Genomic DNA, 23,438 nt, shown 5'->3' on the forward strand with positions numbered 1-23,438 from the left:
AAATACGGACACGATTTAGTAGGAAAGTTTGGTGAAAATCATGCGCGTTGTTGCAGGAGACAGAAAAGGGATGCCTTTAAAGGCGATTACAGGAAATACAACACGACCGACAACAGATAAAGTAAAGGAATCCATTTTTAATATGATTGGCCCATTCTTTAATGGTGGTTTGGCGGTTGATTTATTTGCCGGGAGTGGCGGGCTAGGTATCGAAACACTAAGTCGCGGTGCAGATTATGCGCTGTTTATCGAAAAAGATGCCCGTGCTTTCCAAGTGCTCCAGGAAAATATAAAAAAATGCCGTTATGAGGATGTATCTGAACTTTTCCGGACAGATGCGACGCGTGCGGTGAAGGCTTTATTGAAAAGAGATATTGTCATTGACTATCTATTTTTGGATCCGCCCTATCACAAAAATGAATATTATGATTTAGTCGAAACACTAGTTGAAGGCGGGAAGCTGGCGCATGATGCAATCATTATGTGCGAACATTCAACGGAAGTCACATTGCCGGAAAATTACGGCCGCTTTAACCTAGCAAGACAAGAAGAATACGGCAGTACGATCATTTCTATTTATCGTCATGAAGAGGAAGAGGGAGAAATCGTTTGACAGAAAAAATCGCAGTAGTACCTGGAAGTTTTGATCCGATTACGAATGGTCATATTGATATCATTCGTCGGGCAGCCGATGTTTTTGACACAGTATATGTCGCAGTATTAAATAACTCAGCTAAAAAACCATTGTTTACAATTGAAGAGCGCACAGCCTTAATTAAAGAAGTGACAAAAGATTTACCGAATATTCGAATCGAAACTTCTTCGGGACTGCTGATCGATTATGCCCGTGAAAAGAAAGCGAAAGCCATTGTACGTGGTTTACGCGCAGTTTCCGACTTTGAATATGAAATGCAGATTACTTCGATGAACCGAGTACTTGATGAAAACATTGAAACATTTTTCATCATGTCAAAAAATCAGTATTCATTCTTAAGTTCAAGCATCGTTAAAGAAGTAGCCAAATACGGCGGAAAAGTAAGTGAACTCGTACCAGCTCTTGTGGAACAAGCGTTAAACGAAAAATTCGCTAAATAATAAAAGAGCTTCTGTGAAGGATAACGTCCCACACAGAAGCTCTTTTTGTATTCACAATGGAGCTGTATCCGCCAGAAATCAACGGACTTCATTAAAAAAACTTTATCTATAAAAACAACAGGAAAAATAATATTGGGATGACGATGCTGTAAACAACACGCGTGAAAATATACGGTCGAATCGCAATATTTGCTGAGCGGGCAATTACGATTACTTGCAGGTGAATGCTTAAACTTTGAGTTGTCAAAAATACGACAGTGAAAAATATAAGCATGTCGCCATATAGTTGCTGGTGTAGCAAATGTAACCCGTTCGTCACTTCAAGAAAGCTGGCAATTCCAATTTCTAAATAGGTAGGAATTGATTTGAAAACCACTTCGACACTATGTAGAAACACTTGGTAAATCGTCGTAAAAAAAATGATCGTTGTTGCCACAATCAATATTGTTGGGGCACTTTCCTTAATACTTGACGTAAATGGTGTCGGGTCTTTAGGTGCTCTATGCACTTCTTTTGAAAGCGGAGGAGAAAATTTATATACGGCAATCAGTAAAATGAATGAAAAGCTATGTAGTAAAATTAAATATTGCCAGCTGAATGTTGTGGAATTTAATAAATCGCTTCCGACAAAGCCGAATAAAAAAAGCGGGCTTGGACAATGGCAAATGCCGAGCAAATAGGCGGCTTGCTGCTTTGTGATCGAATTACGTTTCACGAGTTGCGTAATTGTAGCAGCACCTGTAGGATACCCCCCGATGGCACTAATTCCGTAAGTTTGCAAAAAAACGATAAAGGGTGAATTGTTATAAGAATGCGTCAATTTTAAAAGCCATGTCGTTAATACCAAATACGGCAGTAAATATGGAAATAAAGCTTCCATAAATAGCGATACACCAATGTCTGCACCTACATGTGTCATTTCCGGGAAAAATAATAATAAACTAATTAATGTAATACATAAAAGGATTGTCCAAATATTTTTCATCCTTTTCAATATTTTGTCATTCGCTCGTTCAAATGCTACACTAATTGTATGCAAAAGAAGTTTAAATTAGTATTTCAACTAATCGGCAAGTAATTTTTAAGGAACGAATTTTGACATAAAACCGTCCTATAATTTGTTGGTAGCTGACAAAAATTAGTCCTGATACAATTACGCCAATGCGAAATCGATTATTTATAGAGGAGTCTAAATAAATGGGGAATAAAGGGAAAATAGCATTTGGCCTGTTTCTAATTATATTAATGGGTTTATCTTTCTATAGGTTGGATTATTATATTACAAAACCGGGTGGTACATATAATGTAAGCGAATTTTTGGCGATTCAAAATGGTGACCAGGACGATGAAGGTTCATTTTATATGACGACCGTTGCAATGGGGCAGGCAACTCCGTTAACTTATGCAATGGCAGCCGTAGCGGATTATTATGATATTGTAAAGTTAACAGATGTACGCCAAGAGGAAGAAGATGACGAAGAGTATAATGTTCGTCAATTGAAATATATGACGGACTCCCAGTTTAATGCAACGTATGTAGCGTTCAATCGTGCAGGGCTTGAATATCAAGTGACGTACAAAGGACTCTATGTATTGAATGTACTTGCAGATGGTGCTGCAGACGGACATTTAAAGCCAGGAGATGAAATTGTGGAAGTAGATAATGAGCGTATTGATAGTTTGGAAACGTTTCTTACTCTCATTACGCCAAAAGTAAAGGGAGATAAAATTAATCTAGTTGTAAAACGGGATGGAAAACTTATTGACGAAACATTGGAGATTAAAGAAATACCAGGTTCTGAAGGGCGTATTGGTATCGGTATCACTTATTCAGAAAGTAAATCAATCAAAACCGATCCGAAAGTGACCGTCAAAACAGAAGATATTGGCGGACCGTCTGCCGGATTAATGTTTACATTAGAGCTGTTAAATCAGCTGATCGAGGAAGATTTAACAAAAGGCTATGAAATTGCAGGTACAGGTGAAATGCTGGAGGATGGAACGGTAGGCCGAATTGGCGGTATAGAGAAAAAAGTTGTTTCCGCGGATAAAGAAGGCGTGGATATTTTCTTTGCACCTGATGATGAAATAACAAAAGAAATGCTTGAGTATAACCCAAGCATTACTTCAAATTATGAGGTGGCAGCCCAAACAGCAAAAGCCATTGATTCCGACATGAAAGTCATTCCTGTTAAAACAATTGATGATGCTCTGAATTATTTAAATCAACTACAACCGAAAAATTAATAGCGAATAGGCGGAGTTTTATAATCTTCGTCTATTTTTTTATTTGAAAATTGCTGTATGCCTAATTGGTACATTTGAGTTGCGTGCAGATCAATGGCCAATATTGGATCACTGACAGCTGCAACCCGGCTGATGAGCGGCAGGGAAAGGGACTTTTTAATGCTTGAAATATATTGCTGTCCAGAAGATGTCATGCCCAATATCCGAATATATGTAGGGCTTGAATAGGCATGTAACTGTTCTTTCGTGACCCCAGTATAAATATGTGTCAGCATCCGCTGGAGTCTTGTCCATGTATAACGCTTCGATTTCAACGCATTCATAAACTCTTCGAAGTCCGAGCTCGTTCTTGCATATTTAATGAGTGAGTTTTCAAGCCCTTCTGATACGTCTGCATACTGTTTTAACTGCTGTGGGGTATGTCTTAAAATAGCATACTGCAAAAGTGGCCAAAAGCCTTCCCAACTTGCAAAACGGCCATGTTCTGCCTGCCAGTGTCCAAGTTGACCAATACTCGGCTCGGGTAAATATTGTGTAACCTGCTCGAGAGACTTACCGCTGAACAATGCCTGACGAATCCCGGTAGCACTGGCAATTTCGCTGTCTGTATCAATCGCATCGTGATATCCTGCAGCAATTCGCTGAATCGTAGCAGGTCTCATAACCGTCTGTAGCTTCTCAATTGCTTCGACGTAATGGAAGCCTAGTATATTATTTGGTTGCCCTAAATCAATGTATGCATTCGGGGAAAGTTGTTTAAGCTGTTCATATGCCGTAAAAAGAGCTTGCGGATAGCTTTTGCCTTGCTGAATTGTTTCTTTAATAATGGAGTTATAGAGTGTACGGTTGCTTTCTATTAAGTGATAAGTGTTGAGAAACGGCGTGATGCTTCCTTGTTCGCTCCCAAATGCTAATGTCGTACATTGCGTTGCTTCCAATAGTTGGACAGCACCTGAAGCAAAACCAGTTGCCTGAGCAGTGCTGAAAATATAAGGAAGTTCAATTACGATGTCAACTCCGCTTGCGAGTGCCATCTTTGTCCGGTGCCATTTGTCGACGAGTGCTGGCTCTCCTCGCTGTAAAAATTGACCGCTCATAACGGCAACCGCAACATCACTGTTCGTAGTGCGTTTTGCTTCGTTTACGTGATGCAGATGGCCATTGTGAAACGGATTATATTCAACAACTATACCGACGGCTTGCATAAACTTCCCCCTTACGCTAAAATAGTTTTTTGTTCGCATCAATACGTTCGAAATGAATGTATCTTTGCAATATGTTAGAATTAATTTGATTATAAGCACGTTTTGTAATAGTGACAAGAAATTATCTTGACATCTTTTTTTATGGGCTATATAATAAACAGTGTTGTCTCGAGGTGATTAACGAATGAAATGGTCAATTCATCAATTATCAAAGTTTCGAAAAGACGGAATGCCGATTGATACAGTTGTTCAGTTGGATGAAGTAAAAAATCGTAACACCGATATACGTAACGTTTCACCCGTTCATGTAAAAGGGCTTTGTACTTTTGGTGCATCGCAAATGACTTGTCAATTAACGATTAGCACTACATTAACGCTTCCATGTGCACGCACGTGGGAAGATGTTGAATATCCTGTGAACATCGAAACAGTAGAAGTTTTCAGCTGGGTCGATGAAGAAAATCGCGGGGATGTTGAGGGCGATATCCATTATGTTGATGGAGACGTTGTTGATATGAAACCAGTCCTTGAGGAATTAATTCTTCTTGAAGTGCCGATGCAAGTATTCAAAGAGAATACCGAAGGACAAGTGCAAGGCGGTAAAGGCTGGAACTATTCAACGGATGAAGATGTAGAAAAAGCTAAGGAAGTTGACGAACCAAAATTGGATCCAAGACTGGCTGCTTTAGCTAAGTATTTTGATCAAACAGATGAATAAATATCTGTAAGGAGGTGCCATCAATGGCTGTACCATTTAGAAGAACTTCTAAAACTGCAAAAAGAAAGCGTCGTACGCATTTCAAACTATCTGTACCTGGTATGGTAGCTTGCCCAAACTGTGGAGAAGCTAAACTATCTCACCGTGTTTGCAAAGCTTGCGGACAATACAAAGGTAAAGAAGTAGTAGCGAAATAATTCAGTATTTACGCTATATAAAGACTAGTTAAGAGACCATGGCTCTTAACTAGTCTTTTTTCTGTTTTTGCATAGAAGCATTGTCAAAACAATAGCGCTCAACTATTATTAGAATAGTTTGATATATCGAAATAATTACTAAAGGAGATGGGCAAGTGGATTACTTAATTCAGAATGAAGATGGGATTCTAACATTTACGATTAATCGCGAAGTAAAAAGAAATGCTATAAACTACGCGGTGATGGAAGGTTTAAAGGAAGTTATTACATACATAAAAGAACATAATGATGTGCGTTTCTTAGTTATTACAGGTGCCGGTGAAAAATCGTTTTGTTCGGGCGGGGACTTGTCGGAGTTTCATAGTTTGGAAACAGAAGAAGAAGCGTTTGGCATGCTGAGTAAAATGGGGAATATTTTATATGATTTAGCGACATTGCCTGTACCGACAATTGCTTTAATAAACGGAGCAGCTGTTGGAGGAGGTTGTGAAATTGCGACAGCTTGCGATTTCCGACTGATTTCCTCACATGCAAAAGCCGGCTTCATCCAAGGGACACTGGCGATTACGTCTGGATGGGGCGGAGGAACTTATTTGTTTGAGCGTGGCCTGCGCCATGACCGTGCATTAAAAATGCTAATAGACGCAAAACCGTATGATGCGCAAACGTTATATGAGATCGGTTGGGCGATGCGTGTGTATATTGAAGGGACGAAAGAGCAGGCTCTTGCAGAGTTTATTGAGCATATGGCGAAGATCCATCCTTCTGTCCACCAGGCATATAAAGAAATTGAATTAAGAAAATGGCGTGAGCGCAATATGTACGAGCGAGTGATGGAAGAAATCCGACTATGTGCAAAGCTGTGGGAATCCGAAGCTCACCATAAAGCAGTACAGAACTTCCTCGAGAAGAAAAAATAATCCGTAAACAGATTGCTTGGTTAATAATTTATATGAAGTCCGTTGATTGGAATGGAGGAAGATGGAGTGAATGCTAAAATTGTCACGTCCTTTGATAACGCATTCGTGACCAACATCGTGTTGGCCTCTGACCTGCAATGAAAATTAATCCCCTAGTTACGATGAAAACTATTTTTCTCGTAACTTTTTTTGTTTTTAAGTCTATTTTGTTCATCATGGCATATAGTAGTAAAAAATATGAGGTGGTGCAACTGTGGAGCAAAAAAGAAGGAAAGATCAATGGACAATTGCAGACGATGAAAAGTTAGCTGAAATTGTGATTCAAACAGTTCAAAACGGACGTACACAACTAGAAGCTTTTGAGCAGGCAGCACAGGAGTTAAACCGGACGAAGCAAGCTTGCGGCTTTCGCTGGAATAAAACATTGCGAGCGCAGTATGGACAGGTTTTGAACAGCGTCAGAAAGCGCCCGAAACAGTTGATGCGCAGTCACTTAAAGTTGGCGTTATCTAGTTTTGAAGAATTGACAGAAGCATATAACGAACTAGAAATGAAATATTCGGAATTGCAATCAGAGTATGACAAAATTACGAAGTGGTTACATCAAGGTGTAGCCTTAACAAAAGGAAAACCGAGTTAAAGAAAAACTAACTATAAATAGAAATAAAATAATTTTTCGAGAAAATAATTGTAATTAATTTTACGGCTACTTACAATAGAAGTAGAAACATAGCGCGAGTAGCGCAAATATCTTCTAACAAGGGGGCCTTTTGCATGGCAGAAGTAAAAGCACAGATGGCAGGTACAGTATTCGAGGTAAGTGTTAAAGAAGGGGACAGTGTGACAAAAGGGCAAACACTCATCATTTTGGAATCGATGAAAATGGAAATCCCGCATGAGGCAGAAGCAGATGGGACAGTAGCAAAAATTACTGTTGCTGAAGGAGATTTTGTTGAAGAGAATGATATTTTAGTAGAATTAGCTTAAGTGATGGAGGAAAGATAATGACACAGCCTACTTATAACGAACACTTACAGCAGAAAATAGAAGAAATATACGCAGGCGGGCAACCAAAATATCACGAAAAGTTAAAAGAAACGAATAAACTTTTTGTCCGGGATCGCTTGAAACAATTATTTGATGATGGAATTTATGAGGAAGATGCCCGTTTTGCAAATTGTGAAGCCGGAGATTTGCCTGCAGATGGCGTTGTAACAGCTATTGGGCAAATTGATGGGCAAACCGTTTGCGTTATGGCAAATGACTCTACTATCAAAGCTGGGTCATGGGGTTCGCGAACAGTTGAAAAAATAATCCGTATTCAAGAGACTGCGGAAAAGATGCAAGTACCAATGCTTTACTTAGTCGATTCTGCAGGGGCGCGCATTACAGATCAGCTGGAAATGTTCCCTGGGCGACGCGGGGCAGGCCGTATTTTCCATAATCAAGTACGTATGAGTGGAATGATTCCTCAAATATGTATTTTATTCGGTCCATCTGCTGCAGGAGGAGCCTATATTCCGGCCTTTTGTGACATCGTTATAATGGTGGACGGAAATGCTTCAATGTACTTAGGATCACCGAGAATGGCTGAAAAAGTAATCGGTGAAAAGGTTTCGCTCGAAGAAATGGGCGGAGCGCGTATGCACTGTACCGTTAGCGGATGTGGAGATGTATTAGCTGCAAACGAGGAAGAGGCAATCCGCGAAGCGAGACGTTATATCAGTTATTTCCCTGCAAACTTTGCGGAATTCCCGCCGATTGATGAAATGAAAGCACCGAAACGCGGGAGAACACTGGAAGAGATTATTCCGGAAAATCAAAATGCGCCATTTGATATGTATGAATGTATCGAACAGCTGATTGATGAAGACAGCTTCTTTGAAATTAAAAAGCTTTTTGCTTCTGAACTGATAACAGGGCTAGCCCGCATCGATGGGCAAGTAGTAGGGATTATCGCCAATCAGCCGAAAGTAAAAGGCGGCGTATTGTTTATCGATTCTGCCGACAAAGCAGCGAAGTTCATAACGCTTTGTGATGCATTCTCGATTCCGCTGTTATTTTTAGCGGATGTACCGGGCTTTATGATCGGTACAAAGGTTGAAAAGGCGGGCATTATACGACATGGGGCGAAATTTATATCGGCGATGAGTTCAGCGACAGTACCGAAAATTTCGGTTATCGTTCGTAAAGCATATGGAGCTGGACTTTATGCGATGTGCGGACCGGCGTTTGAACCAGATGCAGTCATTGCATTACCAACTGCCCAAATTGCGGTTATGGGTCCTGAAGCGGCTGTAAATGCTGTTTATTCAAATAAAATCGAAGCAATTGAAGATCCGAAAGAGCAAATACAGTTTGTGAAACAAAAAATTGAAGAGTACAAGGAAGAAATCGATTTATACAAATTGGCTTCCGAAATGGTAATTGATGATATTGTCGCACCAAATCAACTGCGACATACATTAATTCAACGCTTTAATTACTATAATTCGAAACAAATTGTCTTACCATATCGAAAACATCCGGTATATCCAGTATAATAAATTAAGCTAAAGGTCTGTCTTGAAGGCAGACCTTTTTAATTCGAAATAAATTTGAGGTATAATATAATGCGAATTGAAATCATTGGGGCAGGTGCAGTTGGTTTATTAGTAGCAAGCTATTTTGCTGAAATGAATATGGATGTGTACATTGTCGGGAAACCTGCGGAGAAAACTGTATTTAAGGACATCCAAATTGCTAGGACGAACTTGAATCAATCTGTTACGACCGTCAACGTTAAATATATTTCGGCACTTTCAAATGAAGCGGATTTAGTCATTTTAGCTGTAAAATATGGACAACTTCATGAAGTGTATGCAAGTATGGAGCGTGTAAAGGAATCTATTCCATTATTATTTTTGCAGAATGGTTTAGCACATTACGAGGAAGCACTTGCATTATGTAAATCCCATATTGCATTTAGTTCGATTCAATTCGGTGCTCTTAAACTGTCACAGTATCATGTCGCCCATAAAGGGGAAGGTGTGATGAAAGTTGCTGTAGCAAAAGGGGATCGCAGCAAGTTTGATTTCCTAAACGTACTTTCATCGTCCGGACTGCCGATTGTATTTGAACAAGATGCCGAAACGATGCTGATGGAGAAAGCGCTGCTGAATTGTTTTATCAATCCGTTAACTGCGATTTTGCAAGTAAAAAATGGGCAGCTAATTACACAGAGCTATACATTGCAATTATTGAATAATTTATATAAAGAACTCATGACGGCATTTCCGCAATTTAAAGAATCATTCCAATTTGAGCAAGTCGTTGCACTTTGTGAAAGGACAGCAGAAAATACATCGTCTATGCTGGCGGATCGACTCGCAAATCGCAGAACAGAAATTGATACTATAGCTGGAGCGATTTTGAAAAAAGCGGAACAAAATGAGAAAGAATTACCTGTGTTACAAACACTTTATCATCTAGTGAAAGCATTTGAGGAGAGCGGTGAACAACTGTGATATTATTTTTTCAATATTTGGTGGCAACAATTATTGTATGCCCGATTATTGCTTTTATCACTGTGCTGCTCATATGCCGTAAGCTTCGATTAAAAAAACATAAAGCGATTGGCTTGGCAGCGGATATTACAACATTTCTTTTGTTTTTTTCGATACCAATTGCGTTACAAGGACTATGGAATATTGGTATATTAATGCCGATGCTAATTATCGTACTCGTAATTGCGATTGTTTTTACATATGTTGATTGGCGAACGAAAAAAGAAATTGAAGTAAAGCCATTACTGAAAAAAGTTTGGCGCTTTTACTTTTTATTGTTCAGCATCACTTATTTTATAATTTGGATCGTTGGAATTACCCATTCAGTTATGATGTTTATGATGGTTGATTAGGTGGCTAAACTTTTCTTTTACTGTAAACTAGTATCCGGAGAAAAATAAAGCAACGCAGTGATAAAGGTAATTTTAAAATTGAGTAAAGAGAAGTAGAGGAGAATTTTCATGGAGCTAGAACAAATAAATTCACCAGTAACGAATAAGCTATTAGCGGACTATTGGTCGGAGAATGCCGATATCCATTCGTTTTTTGAATATAAATATAATGAGGGAGCTTTTGACCAACGATTTGCATATTTAAAAAATCGTACATATCGTTCGAAAGAGCTTGCTCAAATTATACGCAGTTATATGGAGCAGTATGGCATCTCGGAAAAAACGGCGCATCATTTAGATGAAATTGAGCAAGGTGCTGTAGTTGTAGTAGGTGGTCAGCAAGCTGGTTTGCTGACAGGTCCTCTCTATTCTGTTCATAAAGCGATTACGGTAATTCTGCTGGCGGAACAACAAAGAAAAATACTAAATGCACCGGTCGTACCAATGTTTTGGATAGCGGGTGAAGATCACGATATTGAAGAGATCAATCATACGTATACAATGGCAAACGGCGAAGTGAAAAAACGTGGTTACAGTGAACGTTCTAAGCTGAAGAAAATGGCTTCGACTACAGAATTGAATAAAGAAGCACTTCAGCAGTTTATTTTAAATGTATTTAAAGATTTTGGGGAAACACAACATACAACAGACTTACTGAATAATGTTTTGAATCATGCAGAAAATAGTGAAACTTTTACTGATTTCTTCTCGCTGCTGATGAATGATTTATTTAAAAAGCACGGCTTATTAATGCTGGATGCAACTTATGGGCCGTTCAGACAATATGAAAAAAACTACTTTGTCCAATTGATTGAAAAGAACGAATCGATCGCAACAGGTGTTGTAGCGCAGGAAAGAAAGCTTGCCGAGAAAGGCTATGCAATGCCGATTGAAGCTACGGAGCAAAATGCGAATTTATTTTACATTAAAGAAGGCGAGCGTTTTCTGCTGGAGCGCAGTGGCGGCCACTTTAAAAATGGGTCAGCCCATGCGAATTTTTCAAAAGAGGAATTAGTGGCTATTGCGAATGAGTCTCCTGAATGTTTAAGTAATAATGTCGTTACCCGACCATTAATGCAGGAAATGGCACTCCCGGTACTAGCATTTGTCGGAGGTCCCGGTGAACTTGCTTATTGGGCAACTCTAAAGCCTGCATTTGATACGCTGCAGCTGCAAATGCCGATATTTGCGCCAAGGCTCAGCATTACGCTTGTTACGCGTCAAGTTGATGCATTACTGGAACAAAAAGAGCTGTCTGTAACGGATGTGCTGACAGGTAAGGTCGATGAACATTTAGCACAATTTGTGGAAAGTGTGAAAGATGAACAAGTAACGCGCGCAATTGAGCAGATGCAAAAACAGATGGAAGAGCAGTATGAACAACTGACGAGCTATCTGCAGCATGGTAACTATCATGTAGAAGATTTATTGGAGAAGAATAAAAATTACCATGAACGTCAATTCCAATATTTACGCTCGAAACTGGAACAGCAAAATATAGAAAAGCATGAAGTTTCAATTCGCCAATACAAAACGATCCAGTCGCTATTATATCCAAATGATAGTTATCAGGAGCGCTTGTACAACCCTTATTTATTCCTAAATACCTATGGGGAAAAGCTGATTGATGATTTATTGGATTTGCCTATGAGTATTTCCGTGAAACACCAACTTATTACCTTATAAAGAACAAGAGTTATCTCATATGCAGATAACTCTTTTTTGTGTCTTTTAGCACCGAACGTATGTGTGAGAATATGCTCATTTACGTGATTTCATTTTATTGTTATGAGAAGCAAGGAATTTGGTGGTAGAAAGTGGGGGGATGTGGTACATTATTTATTAAAGTGGGGTGAGTAGCATGTTCATGGGAGAATATCAACATTCTATCGATGCAAAAGGCCGCATGATTGTCCCTGCAAAGTTTCGCGAATCACTTGGAGAACACTTTGTAATAACTCGCGGGCTAGATCAATGCATTTTTGGATATCCTATGGATGAATGGCGAAAACTCGAAGATAAATTAAAGGATTTACCGATGACCAAAAAAGATGCACGTGCATTTGCGCGATTCTTCTTTTCTGGGGCAACAGAAGTAGAAGTGGACAAGCAAGGCCGAATTAATATTCCATCAACACTGATTGGATACGCTAATCTTGAAAAAGAATGCGTGATATTAGGTGTATCGAGCAAAATTGAAATTTGGGCGAAAGAATCTTGGCAGCAATACTTCGAGCAATCGGCAGAATCATTTGATGAAATCGCAGAAAATCTGATTGGCTTTGATTTTTAAATTTCTTTAGTAGTAGATGAAAAAATTTAAAGCAATGGTCACTATTACAGAACCGACATGAACTCTTAATCCGGGCGTAATAGTACCGACACGTAATTGAATTAATATTAAGAGGTGCTTCAAACTATGTTCGATCATACAACCGTATTATTGAAAGAAACTGTTGATGGGTTGAACATCAATCCGGATGGTATTTATGTAGACTGCACATTAGGTGGTGCAGGCCATAGTGAGTACCTTGTACAACAATTATCAGAAAAAGGCCGTTTAATTTGCTTTGACCAGGATACAACGGCTATTGAAAACGCAAAAGTACGATTAGCCGAATATTTAGATCGCGTTATATTCGTACACTCAAATTTCCGCTATTTAAAAGAAGAATTACACAAACTGAACATTCATCAAATAGATGGGATTTTATATGATTTAGGTGTTTCATCACCACAACTTGATACACCGGAACGAGGATTTAGTTACCATCACGATGCACCGCTCGATATGCGGATGGATCAGACTGCAGAACTGAGCGCATATCATGTTGTGAATGAATGGTCATACGAAAATCTTGTTCGTATTTTCTTCCGTTACGGAGAAGAAAAATTTTCTAAACAAGTTGCGCGCAAAATTGAACAAGCCCGTGAAATTGCTCCTGTTGAAACGACGGGTCAATTAGTAGAGCTTATAAAAGATGGTATTCCAGCCCCAGCACGTCGCAAAGGTGGACATCCTGCAAAACGAATCTTCCAGGCTATTCGAATTGCTGTAAATGATGAATTAGGTGCAGCGGAAGATTCTTTAGTAGATGCAATCGATTTATTGAAAATTGGTGGTCGTATAAGTGTGATTACATTCCATTCATTAGAAGACCGCTTAACAAAAACACTATTTAAAGAGGCTTCATCATTGCCGGATTTACCTCCTGGATTACCGGTTATTCCAGAGCATATGAAACCAGTACTTAAACTAGTGTCGAGAAAACCGATTTTACCATCAGACGAGGAGTTAGCTGCGAATAATCGTTCACGTTCAGCAAAATTGCGCATCGCTGAAAAAATTAACGATAAAGGACGTGGGTAAAAAATGGCAGTAAGAGCAAGACAAACTTATATACAACAGCAGCCAGAACTACCTCAACATCAGCAGCAGGAACAAAGACTGCCGGTCCAGCCGAAAAAACGCAAACCTAAGTATTTTTCGGCACAGGAAAAGTTTTTGTTCCTAGTATTTGCAATCGTAGTAGCATCTTTCGCTATTTCCATATTACATACTCAAGGAGAAATCCAAACACTCAGTATGGAAATCCAAAAAATCGAACGCGACATAACTGAAGTCAATAACAATAATACAGATTTAAAAGTACAAGTAAGTGAACGCTCCACTCACCAACGTATTTGGGAAAAAGCGAAAGAACTCGGATTAACACTAAATGAGAAAAACGTGAAAGTAGTGCCGGGAGAATGAAAAAGAGAAGATTTCGTTACCAGATAGGAGCCTTTCTAATGTTTATATTCTTTGGAGGGCTCTTTTTACTATTATATTGGCGTTTTGCATCAATCCAGGCGACAGGAATGGTAAAAGGGCATGAATTGGAAGAAGAAGCATTATCAAGGTACGAAACTGGATATGTGTTATCGGCAGACCGTGGGAAGATTCTGGACCGCAATGAAAATGTGATTGCCGAAGATACATTAAGCTACCGTCTTGTAGCGGTAATTAAAGAATCGGCAACAGAAAATAAAAAAAATCCAAGGCATGTCGTCGATAAAGCAGAAACAGCAAAATTATTGGCGCAATACATTCCGATGGATGAAGAAAAAATCTATGAACGGCTAAACCCTTCCAAAGATTTATATCAAGTCGAGTTTGGACTGGCAGGGCGCGGCATCAGTCATGAAGTGAAAAAGAAGATTGAAGAGCTTGATCTGCCTGGCATTCTATTATACAGCGACAAAAAACGCTATTATCCGAACGGCGCCTTTGCCTCTCATCTTATAGGTTTTGCATTGCGTGAAACGGATGATGACGGAAATTCGTCGGTTGTCGGGAAAATGGGGCTTGAATATATTTATGACAAGCAATTAACAGGAAACGATGGTAAGTTAACCTACCAGCGAGATGCTCGTAACTATTTATTGCCAAGCAGCGATAAAGTCGTACAGGAAGCACAAGACGGGAACGATATTTATTTGACAATCGATAAAACGATTCAAAACTTCCTGGAAGAAGCAATGACGCGTGTCAACGATCAATATAAGCCGCAGTCTATGGTTGCTGTCGTAGCGAATCCGAAAACGGGGGAAATCTTGGCGATGTCACAACGACCAACGTTCAATCCTGACACGCGTGAAGGATTAGATGGCAACTGGCTGAATGATGTTGTGGAAAATACAATTGAACCGGGTTCCACATTTAAAACATTTACGGTTGCAGCCGCAATCGATTCAGGGAATTGGCATCCGAATGCCAAGTATCAGTCAGGGCAGTATAAAGTTTATAACGATACAATACGGGATCATAATAGATACGGTTGGGGTCCAATTTCCTATTTAGAAGGTATCCAACGCTCTTCAAATACGGCGATGACGAACTTGCTTGATGTTATGGGCTGGGAAACGTATGAAAGCTATTTAAAGGAGTTTGGTTTCGGTCAAAAAACAGGCATTGATTTACCGAATGAAGCGAGCGGCATTATTAACTCGCGCTATCCTTTGGAAAAGTATACGACGACATTCGGTCAAGGTTCGACTGTTACTCCGATTCAGTTAATTCAAGGGGTAACGGCCGTTGCAAATGACGGGAAAATGATGCAGCCATATGTAATCGATAAAATTGTTAATCCGAACACTGGTGAGATTTTAGTAGATTCAGAGCCTACTATAAAAGGTGAACCGATTTCGGCAGAGACAGCGCAGCAAACACGTGAGGTTCTAGCTTCTACTATATATGGAGAAGCCGGGAATGCGAAACGTTTCCAGATTGACGGCTATAAAGTAGCCGGAAAAACAGGAACTGCCCAAATGCCAAAAGCAAATGGTATTGGTTATGACTGGGGAAAAAATGAATTCCTATATTCATTTTTAGGAATGGCTCCAGCAGAAGATCCGCAGCTGGCTGTATTTATTTCAGTTGCAAAACCAAAACTAGGTGCAACCGAAATAGGTTCTGACCCAGTTTCACAAGTTTTCAATTCAGTTGTACAGAACAGTTTGAAGTACATGAATATCAATCCGTCGGACGTAGCAGAAGCGGAGACAACAAAGATTGACGATTATGTAGGCAAGCAGACAGATACTGTCATGACTCAACTGGAATCTGAAGGACTGGTCCCAGTAATAATTGGTCAAGACGGAGAAATTACAGAACAGTTCCCTGCAGCAGATGCATCATTAACAAGTGGTAGCATCGTTTTCTTAAAGACAGATGGAGAGATTACATTACCATCGTTTAGTGATTGGTCGTTACGTAATTTACTTGTCTATAAGTCACTATCCAAACTGCCGATTGAAATTGTCGGCGAAGGCTATGTTGAAAGCCAAAGTGTTTCCCAAGGGACGCCGATAACAGATAATTCACCGATCGTCGTCAAGCTAAAAACCCCTGAGGAGAAGTATTTGACCCCTCCGGCAGAGGATATGGAACTGGAAGAAGAGAAAGACGAAGAATTTACTGAAGAACTTCCACAAGATTAGAGAGATTTGAATACAAACTTCATCTTTAACATACGTTGTTTTAGGTGAGGTGTCATATTATGAAATGGGTAACTACAAAATCTAAAAAACGTTTAACATGGATCGCCATCGCACTTGTACTATACGGCGTGGCGATTTTTGTTAAATTAGTATCCGTTCAAATTATTCAGTATGATGAGCTTTCGACAAAGGCAAAAGAAAACTGGGACAGGGAAATTCCTTTTCATACACAGCGAGGCGAAATTACTGACCGAAACAATGAAGTAATTGTAACGAATAAACTTGCCCCGACTTTGTACTTCATGCCTTCACAAAACGAAGATAAAGAACAAGCAGCAGATGCCATTGCAAACGTGCTCAATAAAGATCGAGTCAAAATATTGGAAAGACTGCAGCAACGAGTATCCCTAGTAAAAATTGCTCCAGAAGCTAAAAACATCACTTATGAGCAAGCGGAAAAAATTCAGCAGCTCCAAATTCCGGGTTTATACAGTGGTGTCGATTATGTAAGATCTTATCCGCACGGTAATTTGCTCGCACGCTTTCTAGGGTTTACAGGTGCTGACAACCAAGGTTTGGCAGGAATCGAATACGAGTATGATGAATTATTAAAAAGTTCGGATGCAGCCATTCGGTTATTTACTGATGCAAAAGGGAATGCATTGGAGCATGTAGATGATGAATGGAAAGACGGAAAAGACGGTGCGACAATTCAGCTGACAATTGATTTAAGACTTCAGAAGATTGTCGAACGTGAATTATCGCAGGCAATGCTGGAATATGATGCAGATCAGGCATTGGCCATTGCCATGAATCCTAATAGTGGTGAAATACTGGCGCTTGCATCATTCCCGACATACGATCCAATGAAATTTTCGGAAGTAGAGCCAAGTATATATAACCGTAACCTTCCTGTATTTATGTCTTATGAACCGGGTTCCACATTTAAAATTATTACGCTCAGTGCCGCTATTGAAGAAGGTGTAGTCAACATGGAGGAAGAACATTTTCATGATCATGGCTATACAATGGTCGAGGGGGCACGATTGCGCTGTTGGAAACGAGAAGGACATAAAGACCAGACTTTTTACGAAGTTGTACAAAATTCATGTAACCCTGGATTTGTAGAGCTAGGGCAACGAGTTGGTTCAACAAAGTTGCTTGAGTATATTCACAAATTCGGATTCGGGAAAAAAACGGGCTCGAACATTGCCGGTGAATCATCAGGCATATTATTTTCAAAAGAAGCATTTGGTCCGGTAGAGCATGCTACGACCTCTTTTGGTCAGGGTGTTTCCGTTACGCCGATTCAGCAGATGCAGGCGGTCTCAGCAGCAATTAATGGCGGTACATTATATACGCCATATACGGTTTCGAAAATACTGGACTCCAAAACAAACGAAGTTATTATGGAGCAAGATCCGGAAGCAAAAGCGCAGGTCATCAGTGAAGAGACATCGGAAAAAGTGCGTCATGCATTGGAGCTTGTAGTTGCAAAAGGTTCTGGTCGCCAGGCATTTCGTGACGGCTTACGCATTGGGGGCAAAACAGGGACAGCGCAAAAGGTGGAAAACGGCCGCTATAAGGACGGAGACTATATTGTATCGTTCATCGGTTTTGCGCCGGCCAATGATCCGGAAATTATCGTGTATGTTGCGATTGACAATCCGAAAAGTTCGTTGCAATTCGGAAGTGTTATCGCTGCACCGATTGTAGGCCGTATTATCGAAGATGCAGCGCCGCTGTACAATATCGAAAAGCAAAAAGATCAAATAGAACGGGATTACGTTTGGGGCGATGAATTGACTGAGCGTACACCAAACTTTATTGGAATGACAAAAGAAGAAGTAATCCCTCACTTATATCCTTATAAAATCGAATGGCACGGAGAAGGCGAAAAAGTAATTCAGCAAGTCCCGTCAGCTGATAGTCTTATTCTCCAAAGTGGTAGTGTTCATTTATATTTAGGAAATTAAATTGGATTTCCATCTTTCAAAATGCAACTAAAACAACTATTATAGTGAAGGACGTTTTTTCACAATAATAACTAGAGGTCGTAATCGTTGAAAATCAAACGTTCCACCATATTCAGACAGAAGTTTTAAAGGAGATATATTATGACATTATCAACAACATTGACCATACTCTTTTCATCATTTTTAGTAACGGTCATTTTAGCGCCAGTAGGAATCCCTCTTTTACGCCGATTAAAATTCGGGCAAAGTATACGTGAAGAAGGCCCTCAATCACATATGAAAAAAGCGGGTACACCTACAATGGGTGGTTTAATTTTCTTGTTAGCCATTATTATTTCGACAATTATAGTCGCAATGATTTTCGACTTGTTTACAACACAAACGATTGTATTATTACTTGTTTTAGTTGGATTTGGCGTAATTGGCTTTTTAGATGATGGGCTGAAAGTTATTTTTAAACGTAATTTAGGATTGACTTCCCTTCAAAAATTAATTGGTCAAATTGCAATTGCGATTGCAGCATTCTTACTATTACGTTTAGGTTCATTTGATACATCTGTAGGAATTCCATACACAGATTTATCGATTGATTTAGGAATTCTATATGTTGGGTTTTTAATTTTCTGGCTAGTAGGTTTTTCAAATGCAGTCAATTTAACAGATGGTTTGGATGGACTCGTTTCAGGAACGGCTTCAATCGCATTTGCTGCATTCGGTGTCATTGCATTATTTAACGAGCAAGCCGATATTGCATTATTTGCATTTGCTGTAACTGGTGCATTACTTGGATTTTTGATTTTTAATGCAAATCCGGCAAAAGTGTTTATGGGAGATACAGGTTCCCTTGCGCTTGGCGGTGCATTGGCAATGATTTCGGTCCTGGTGAAACAAGAATTGCTGTTACTATTAATCGGTCTTGTATTTGTTATTGAAACATTATCCGTTATTTTACAAGTAGGAAGCTATAAACTGCGTAAAAAGCGTATATTCAAAATGAGTCCGATTCACCACCATTTTGAATTATCCGGCTGGTCAGAATGGAAAGTCGTACTAGTATTTTGGTCAACAGGTTGTATCGTAGCACTTATAGCAGTATTAGCGGAGGCGTTATTATGATGGAATATGAAGGATTACAAGCTAAAAAAGTACTCGTTTTAGGATTGGCGAAAAGTGGTGTTGCGGCTGCTGAGCTTTTGCATCGGTTAGGTGCATTTGTAACAGTCAATGATGCAAAGCCATTTGATGCAAATCCTGAAGCGCAGGAGCTTTTATCAAAAGGAATTACCGTAATTTGTGGACGACATCCAGAAGATTTGCTTGATGAAGGTTTTGAGCTTGTCGTAAAAAACCCCGGGATTCCATACACAAATCCGATCGTTGCCGATGCGATAACAAAAGGTCTGCCTGTTATTACAGAAATGGAACTTGCCTATTTAGTAAGTGAAGCGCCATTTATCGGTATTACCGGTTCGAATGGCAAAACAACAACGACAACTTTACTTTACGAAATGCTTAACGTAGGCCGTTTAAAACCATTAATCGCCGGGAATATTGGAACCGTTGCTTGTGGTGTTGCAGCAGAAGCAAAAGCAGATGAGGTTATTGTTACTGAGTTATCATCGTTTCAGTTAATGGGGACACGTGAATTCAGACCGCATATTGCAATTTTGACAAATCTGTATGAAGCACATTTAGATTACCACGGGACATTTGAAGAATATGCTGAAGCTAAATTTGGAGTCACACGCAATCAAACAGCTGAAGATTATTTCATTTATAATGCCGATCAGGAAGTTGTGGCGAAATATGCTCAAAAATCAAATGCTCAACTCATTCCATTTACGACAAAAGGTCAAGCAAAACAAGGTATCAGTGCAGATAAAGAAAACATTTATTGGCAAGGCGATGCAATCTTAAAACGTGATAATATTGTATTGCCGGGCGAGCATAATTTAGAAAATATTTTATGTGCTGTAGCAGCAGCCCTACTGCAGCAATGTCCTGTTGAAGCAATTGAAGAAGTTTTATCAACATTTGCAGGGGTACGTCACCGAACGCAGTTTGTCCGTGAATGGCAAGGACGTAAAATTTACAATGATTCAAAAGCAACAAATGTACTGGCAACGAAAAGTGCCTTGGCTGCATTTGAGCAACCGATTGTATTATTGGCCGGCGGATTAGATCGCGGGCATTCATTTGAGGAGCTTCGTAAAGAAATGACACGTGTAAAGGCAGTTGTCGCGTTCGGCGAGACTGCACTTCGCTTTATCGAATTTGCAAAATCATGTGGCATTACGAATATTGTGCGTGCAATTGATGTAGAAGATGCAGTGGGATACGGAGCAAAAATGTCTGAAGAAGGTGACATCATTTTACTGTCACCGGCATGTGCAAGCTGGGATCAACATGCGAGCTTTGAAATTCGGGGCGACTTATTTATTGATCGTGTTATGAAACTTTCATAAGAAAGGATAGTTACACTGTCGCAAAAAAATCAACAGTATTTTATGATCAGTGCGATTGTATTGTCGCTTATTGGCATACTCTTTATTTTTTCAGCAGGTACATATTGGGGGAATGTTCACTATGATGGACAAACCCCGTTTTACCTGAAGCAGTCAATCTATTTCATCGTTGCACTTATCATTTGTGCAGCCATTATGAACTGGGAGTTTTTACAGCAACCGAAAGTGTGGAAGATTTTTTATATCATCTCGCTTGGCTTGCTTGTTGCTGTTCTTATTCCGGGTATCGGGATTGTCCGAAATGGTTCGCAAAGTTGGATTGGAATCGGTCCTTTAACGATCCAACCGGCTGAAATTGCGAAAGTAACAACAATTATTTATATTAGTGCATTATTAACACAGCGGAAATCGTATGAGCGCATTGTTCAAGTGAAGCATTTTCTCATATTGATTCTTCCGGCAGCCTTAATTATGCTTCAGCCTGATTTTGGTGCTGTCTTTATTTTAGTTGTAGTTGTTTTAATTATACTTTTTATTGCACAATATCCGTTGCGTTTATATGTTGTCCTCATCACTTTAGGTATAGGAGGCCTTGCCGGGTTAATTATCGCAGCTCCATATCGCCTTAAACGGATCGAAGCGTTTATCAATCCTTGGGCAGACCCGTTAGGAAGCGGCTTCCAAGCTGTACAATCTTTATTTGCGATAGGTCCGGCAGGCTTGTTTGGACATGGATTATTAAAAAGTAGACAAAAGTATTTATACTTACCGGAACCGCAGAACGATTTTATTTTTGCGATTATTTTAGAGGAAATCGGACTTGTCGGTGGAATGGGACTGCTGCTTATTTTTGCGTGCTTTTTAATTCTTGGATATCGCTTGGCATTACAATGTAAGCATGTATTTCATTTTTATGCGATATGCGGACTTACAACGATGATTGCTGTACAGGCAGCTCTGAACATAGGGGTAGTTATTAATTTATTGCCTGTAACCGGTGTAACACTGCCATTTATAAGCTATGGCGGAACATCGCTTGTTGTTGTCTGGGTAACAGTAGCGCTTATTTTAAATTTTTCATATGAAAGAAGGAAGGAGTAGGGATAATGGAAAAAGTAATCGATATTACAGAACGAGTACCAGCCATGAAAAAACGCAGAAGACGCCGTACTAATTTTAAATTTTTAGGACTAGTGACGATTTTTCTTTTTATCATTATCATCCTTCTTTATTTTCAATTACCTTATAGTGATATAAAAAAAATTGATATTAAAGGGGCAGCCCTTAAGGAAGATACGTACTATATCGAACAGTCAAATTTAAAAATAGACGATTCGTTATGGGGCTTTAAAATTTCGGAAGTGGAGCAGGCAATTGCTAAACATGAATGGGTAAAATCCGTAAATGTCGAAAGAAAATTCCTGAATGAAGTTCAAATTACAATAGAGGAATGGCAAAAAGTAGCCTATATCTCACAAGACGGGGAATTTTACCCTATGCTTGATAATGGCATTGTCTTTGAAGAACCCAATGAAATTGTTCCTATCGATGCACCGATTTTCCGGGATTTCGAAAATGAGGCTCTTCGAAAAAAGCTGTTAAAGGAACTGGCGAATCTAAAACCGGAAGTACTGTCGCTCATTTCACAAATTAATGCAAATCCTACAGAGGCGGACCCGTATTCAATAACGCTTTTCATGAATGATGGCTATGAAGTACGCGCAGATGCGAATACTTTAGCAGAAAAGTTAAATTACTATCCATCGATTATTGCGCAAATTGAAAGCGAGGACGTTTCTGAAAAAGGGATTGTAGATATTGAAGTTGGTTCATATTACCGACCTTTTTCAGGAGAATATTCATTAATAAAAGAAGACACTGAAAAAGTTGAAGAAACTACAGATGAAACAGAAAATGCGGAAACTGATGAAGGGGGGCAACTGGAAGAACAAAATGAAGAAGAGCCAGAATGATAACAGCAGGCAGCCGAAGAAAAAATCTGCATTATTTTCAAAAAAGTATGGCGCTATATTAATTGTATGCGTGATTACAGGATTTATTATCGGTTTTTCCTATAATTTATCAAAGGACAAGCGTACATTAAGTTCTGCCTCTCCCCAGTTTGAGCAGGAAAATCAGTACATGGAAGATTTGATTGAAAAACAGGAAAGAAACAAAGAGCTTGCAGGTGAGTTGGCCCAATTAGAGGAGAAAATTCGAACATATGAAAAGCAGTTTTCTTCGAACGAAACGCAATATGAGCAGAATCGGCAAGATGCTGAGCAATTGCGACTATTATTAGGACTAACAGATGGAATGGGACAAGGGATCAAAATAACACTGCAAGACGGGGATTATAATCCAGATACTACCAACCCGAATGAGTATATTGTGCACGAAAGTCACATATTTAAAGTATTAAATGAATTAAAAATTGCAGGTGCCGAGGCAATTTCTATTAACGGACAACGTTTGAAACCGAATTCTTACATTGCCTGCAATGGTCCGGTCATTACAATTGATGGGCAACAGTACCCAGCACCATTTGTAATTGAGGCAGTTGGTAATCAGGATGTACTTATTTCTTCCTTAGAATTGGCAGGGGGAGTATTTGACCAATTATTAAATGAACAAATTGTCGTTACTTTGGAAACAGACGACCTAATAGAAATGCAAACAGTCAGCGATGAATAAGG

Annotated in this window: 24 protein-coding genes; 22 read left to right on the top strand and 2 right to left on the bottom strand. The window is 39.4% G+C overall.

Translation table 11 applies throughout. The features are described from left to right. Window positions 1-40: 40 nt before the first annotated feature. Window positions 41-613, top strand: coding sequence for a 16S rRNA (guanine(966)-N(2))-methyltransferase RsmD (rsmD, locus tag AC0VXV_RS04770; protein WP_475531401.1), 573 nt, complete (start codon window positions 41-43; stop codon window positions 611-613). Next, window positions 610-1,095: a pantetheine-phosphate adenylyltransferase gene (coaD, locus tag AC0VXV_RS04775; protein WP_475530563.1), complete on the top strand. Its 486-nt coding sequence runs from the start codon at window positions 610-612 to the stop codon at window positions 1,093-1,095. The genes rsmD and coaD overlap by 4 nt, the downstream gene beginning before the upstream one ends. Before the next feature lie 106 nt (window positions 1,096-1,201). Here coaD and AC0VXV_RS04780 read toward each other — a convergent pair whose 3' ends face one another. After that, window positions 1,202-2,080: a hypothetical protein gene (locus tag AC0VXV_RS04780; protein ID WP_475531402.1), complete on the bottom strand. Its 879-nt coding sequence runs from the start codon at window positions 2,078-2,080 to the stop codon at window positions 1,202-1,204. A 212-nt stretch (window positions 2,081-2,292) separates the two neighbouring features. Between AC0VXV_RS04780 and AC0VXV_RS04785 the strand changes: the two genes are divergently transcribed. After that, window positions 2,293-3,342 (top strand): SepM family pheromone-processing serine protease, encoded by a 1,050-nt coding sequence (locus AC0VXV_RS04785; RefSeq protein ID WP_475530564.1) that lies wholly within the window; start codon window positions 2,293-2,295, stop codon window positions 3,340-3,342. Here AC0VXV_RS04785 and AC0VXV_RS04790 read toward each other — a convergent pair. After that, complete coding sequence (locus tag AC0VXV_RS04790) at window positions 3,339-4,547, bottom strand: nucleotidyltransferase (RefSeq protein WP_475530565.1); 1,209 nt, start codon at window positions 4,545-4,547, stop codon at window positions 3,339-3,341. The genes AC0VXV_RS04785 and AC0VXV_RS04790 overlap by 4 nt on opposite strands. A 184-nt stretch (window positions 4,548-4,731) precedes the next feature. Here AC0VXV_RS04790 and AC0VXV_RS04795 point away from each other — a divergent pair, with 184 nt between their 5' ends. The 19 genes from AC0VXV_RS04795 (at window position 4,732) to AC0VXV_RS04885 (ending at window position 23,436) form a co-directional block, all read left to right on the top strand. After that, window positions 4,732-5,265, top strand: coding sequence for a YceD family protein (locus tag AC0VXV_RS04795; protein ID WP_079524990.1), 534 nt, complete (start codon window positions 4,732-4,734; stop codon window positions 5,263-5,265). A 23-nt stretch (window positions 5,266-5,288) separates the two neighbouring features. After that, window positions 5,289-5,462, top strand: coding sequence for a 50S ribosomal protein L32 (gene rpmF / locus AC0VXV_RS04800; RefSeq protein WP_008403415.1), 174 nt, complete (start codon window positions 5,289-5,291; stop codon window positions 5,460-5,462). A 155-nt stretch (window positions 5,463-5,617) separates the two neighbouring features. Then, window positions 5,618-6,382 carry an enoyl-CoA hydratase/isomerase family protein gene (locus AC0VXV_RS04805; RefSeq protein ID WP_475530566.1) on the top strand — a complete coding sequence of 255 codons (765 nt, stop codon included), beginning with the start codon at window positions 5,618-5,620 and terminating at the stop codon, window positions 6,380-6,382. Window positions 6,383-6,635: 253 nt separating this feature from the next. After that, window positions 6,636-7,022: a transcriptional regulator gene (locus tag AC0VXV_RS04810; RefSeq protein WP_079524995.1), complete on the top strand. Its 387-nt coding sequence runs from the start codon at window positions 6,636-6,638 to the stop codon at window positions 7,020-7,022. 134 nt (window positions 7,023-7,156) lie between these two features. After that, window positions 7,157-7,369 (top strand): acetyl-CoA carboxylase biotin carboxyl carrier protein subunit, encoded by a 213-nt coding sequence (locus AC0VXV_RS04815; RefSeq protein ID WP_079524997.1) that lies wholly within the window; start codon window positions 7,157-7,159, stop codon window positions 7,367-7,369. 17 nt (window positions 7,370-7,386) lie between these two features. Then, a complete protein-coding gene (locus tag AC0VXV_RS04820) occupies window positions 7,387-8,925 on the top strand; it encodes an acyl-CoA carboxylase subunit beta (protein ID WP_475530567.1) in 1,539 nt (512 codons plus the stop codon). A gap of 69 nt (window positions 8,926-8,994) precedes the next feature. Beyond that, complete coding sequence (locus AC0VXV_RS04825) at window positions 8,995-9,888, top strand: ketopantoate reductase family protein (protein WP_475530568.1); 894 nt, start codon at window positions 8,995-8,997, stop codon at window positions 9,886-9,888. After that, window positions 9,885-10,280, top strand: a complete 396-nt coding sequence (locus AC0VXV_RS04830; protein ID WP_475530569.1) for a DUF3397 domain-containing protein — start codon at window positions 9,885-9,887, stop codon at window positions 10,278-10,280. The genes AC0VXV_RS04825 and AC0VXV_RS04830 overlap by 4 nt, the downstream gene beginning before the upstream one ends. A 108-nt stretch (window positions 10,281-10,388) precedes the next feature. Further along, window positions 10,389-12,005 carry a bacillithiol biosynthesis cysteine-adding enzyme BshC gene (bshC, locus tag AC0VXV_RS04835; protein WP_475530570.1) on the top strand — a complete coding sequence of 539 codons (1,617 nt, stop codon included), beginning with the start codon at window positions 10,389-10,391 and terminating at the stop codon, window positions 12,003-12,005. A gap of 175 nt (window positions 12,006-12,180) precedes the next feature. Beyond that, the gene (gene mraZ, locus AC0VXV_RS04840) at window positions 12,181-12,612 is read left to right on the top strand and encodes a division/cell wall cluster transcriptional repressor MraZ (protein WP_014824545.1); all 432 of its coding nucleotides are present in this window, start codon (window positions 12,181-12,183) and stop codon (window positions 12,610-12,612) included. A 126-nt stretch (window positions 12,613-12,738) separates the two neighbouring features. Further along, on the top strand, window positions 12,739-13,689 hold the full coding sequence (rsmH, locus tag AC0VXV_RS04845) for a 16S rRNA (cytosine(1402)-N(4))-methyltransferase RsmH (RefSeq protein WP_475530571.1): 951 nt from the start codon (window positions 12,739-12,741) through the stop codon (window positions 13,687-13,689). Window positions 13,690-13,692: 3 nt separating this feature from the next. Continuing rightward, complete coding sequence (gene ftsL / locus AC0VXV_RS04850) at window positions 13,693-14,073, top strand: cell division protein FtsL (RefSeq protein WP_079525012.1); 381 nt, start codon at window positions 13,693-13,695, stop codon at window positions 14,071-14,073. Window positions 14,074-14,111: 38 nt separating this feature from the next. Next, window positions 14,112-16,301, top strand: a complete 2,190-nt coding sequence (locus AC0VXV_RS04855; protein ID WP_475530572.1) for a penicillin-binding protein — start codon at window positions 14,112-14,114, stop codon at window positions 16,299-16,301. Window positions 16,302-16,360: 59 nt separating this feature from the next. Then, complete coding sequence (locus tag AC0VXV_RS04860; protein ID WP_475530573.1) at window positions 16,361-18,277, top strand: penicillin-binding transpeptidase domain-containing protein; 1,917 nt, start codon at window positions 16,361-16,363, stop codon at window positions 18,275-18,277. Between the two features lie 141 nt (window positions 18,278-18,418). Continuing rightward, window positions 18,419-19,393: a phospho-N-acetylmuramoyl-pentapeptide-transferase gene (mraY, locus tag AC0VXV_RS04865; RefSeq protein WP_339175453.1), complete on the top strand. Its 975-nt coding sequence runs from the start codon at window positions 18,419-18,421 to the stop codon at window positions 19,391-19,393. Further along, a complete protein-coding gene (murD, locus tag AC0VXV_RS04870; protein WP_475530574.1) occupies window positions 19,390-20,742 on the top strand; it encodes a UDP-N-acetylmuramoyl-L-alanine--D-glutamate ligase in 1,353 nt (450 codons plus the stop codon). Before mraY ends, murD begins: the two co-directional genes overlap by 4 nt. Before the next feature lie 42 nt (window positions 20,743-20,784). Continuing rightward, window positions 20,785-21,843 (top strand): FtsW/RodA/SpoVE family cell cycle protein, encoded by a 1,059-nt coding sequence (locus tag AC0VXV_RS04875; protein WP_350481522.1) that lies wholly within the window; start codon window positions 20,785-20,787, stop codon window positions 21,841-21,843. Window positions 21,844-21,848: 5 nt separating this feature from the next. After that, window positions 21,849-22,715, top strand: coding sequence for a cell division protein FtsQ/DivIB (locus AC0VXV_RS04880; protein ID WP_475530575.1), 867 nt, complete (start codon window positions 21,849-21,851; stop codon window positions 22,713-22,715). After that, window positions 22,696-23,436, top strand: coding sequence for a DUF881 domain-containing protein (locus AC0VXV_RS04885; protein ID WP_475530576.1), 741 nt, complete (start codon window positions 22,696-22,698; stop codon window positions 23,434-23,436). Before AC0VXV_RS04880 ends, AC0VXV_RS04885 begins: the two co-directional genes overlap by 20 nt. The last annotated feature ends 2 nt before the right edge of the window (window positions 23,437-23,438 follow it).

Source organism: Solibacillus sp. iso_87 (assembly GCF_056173085.1).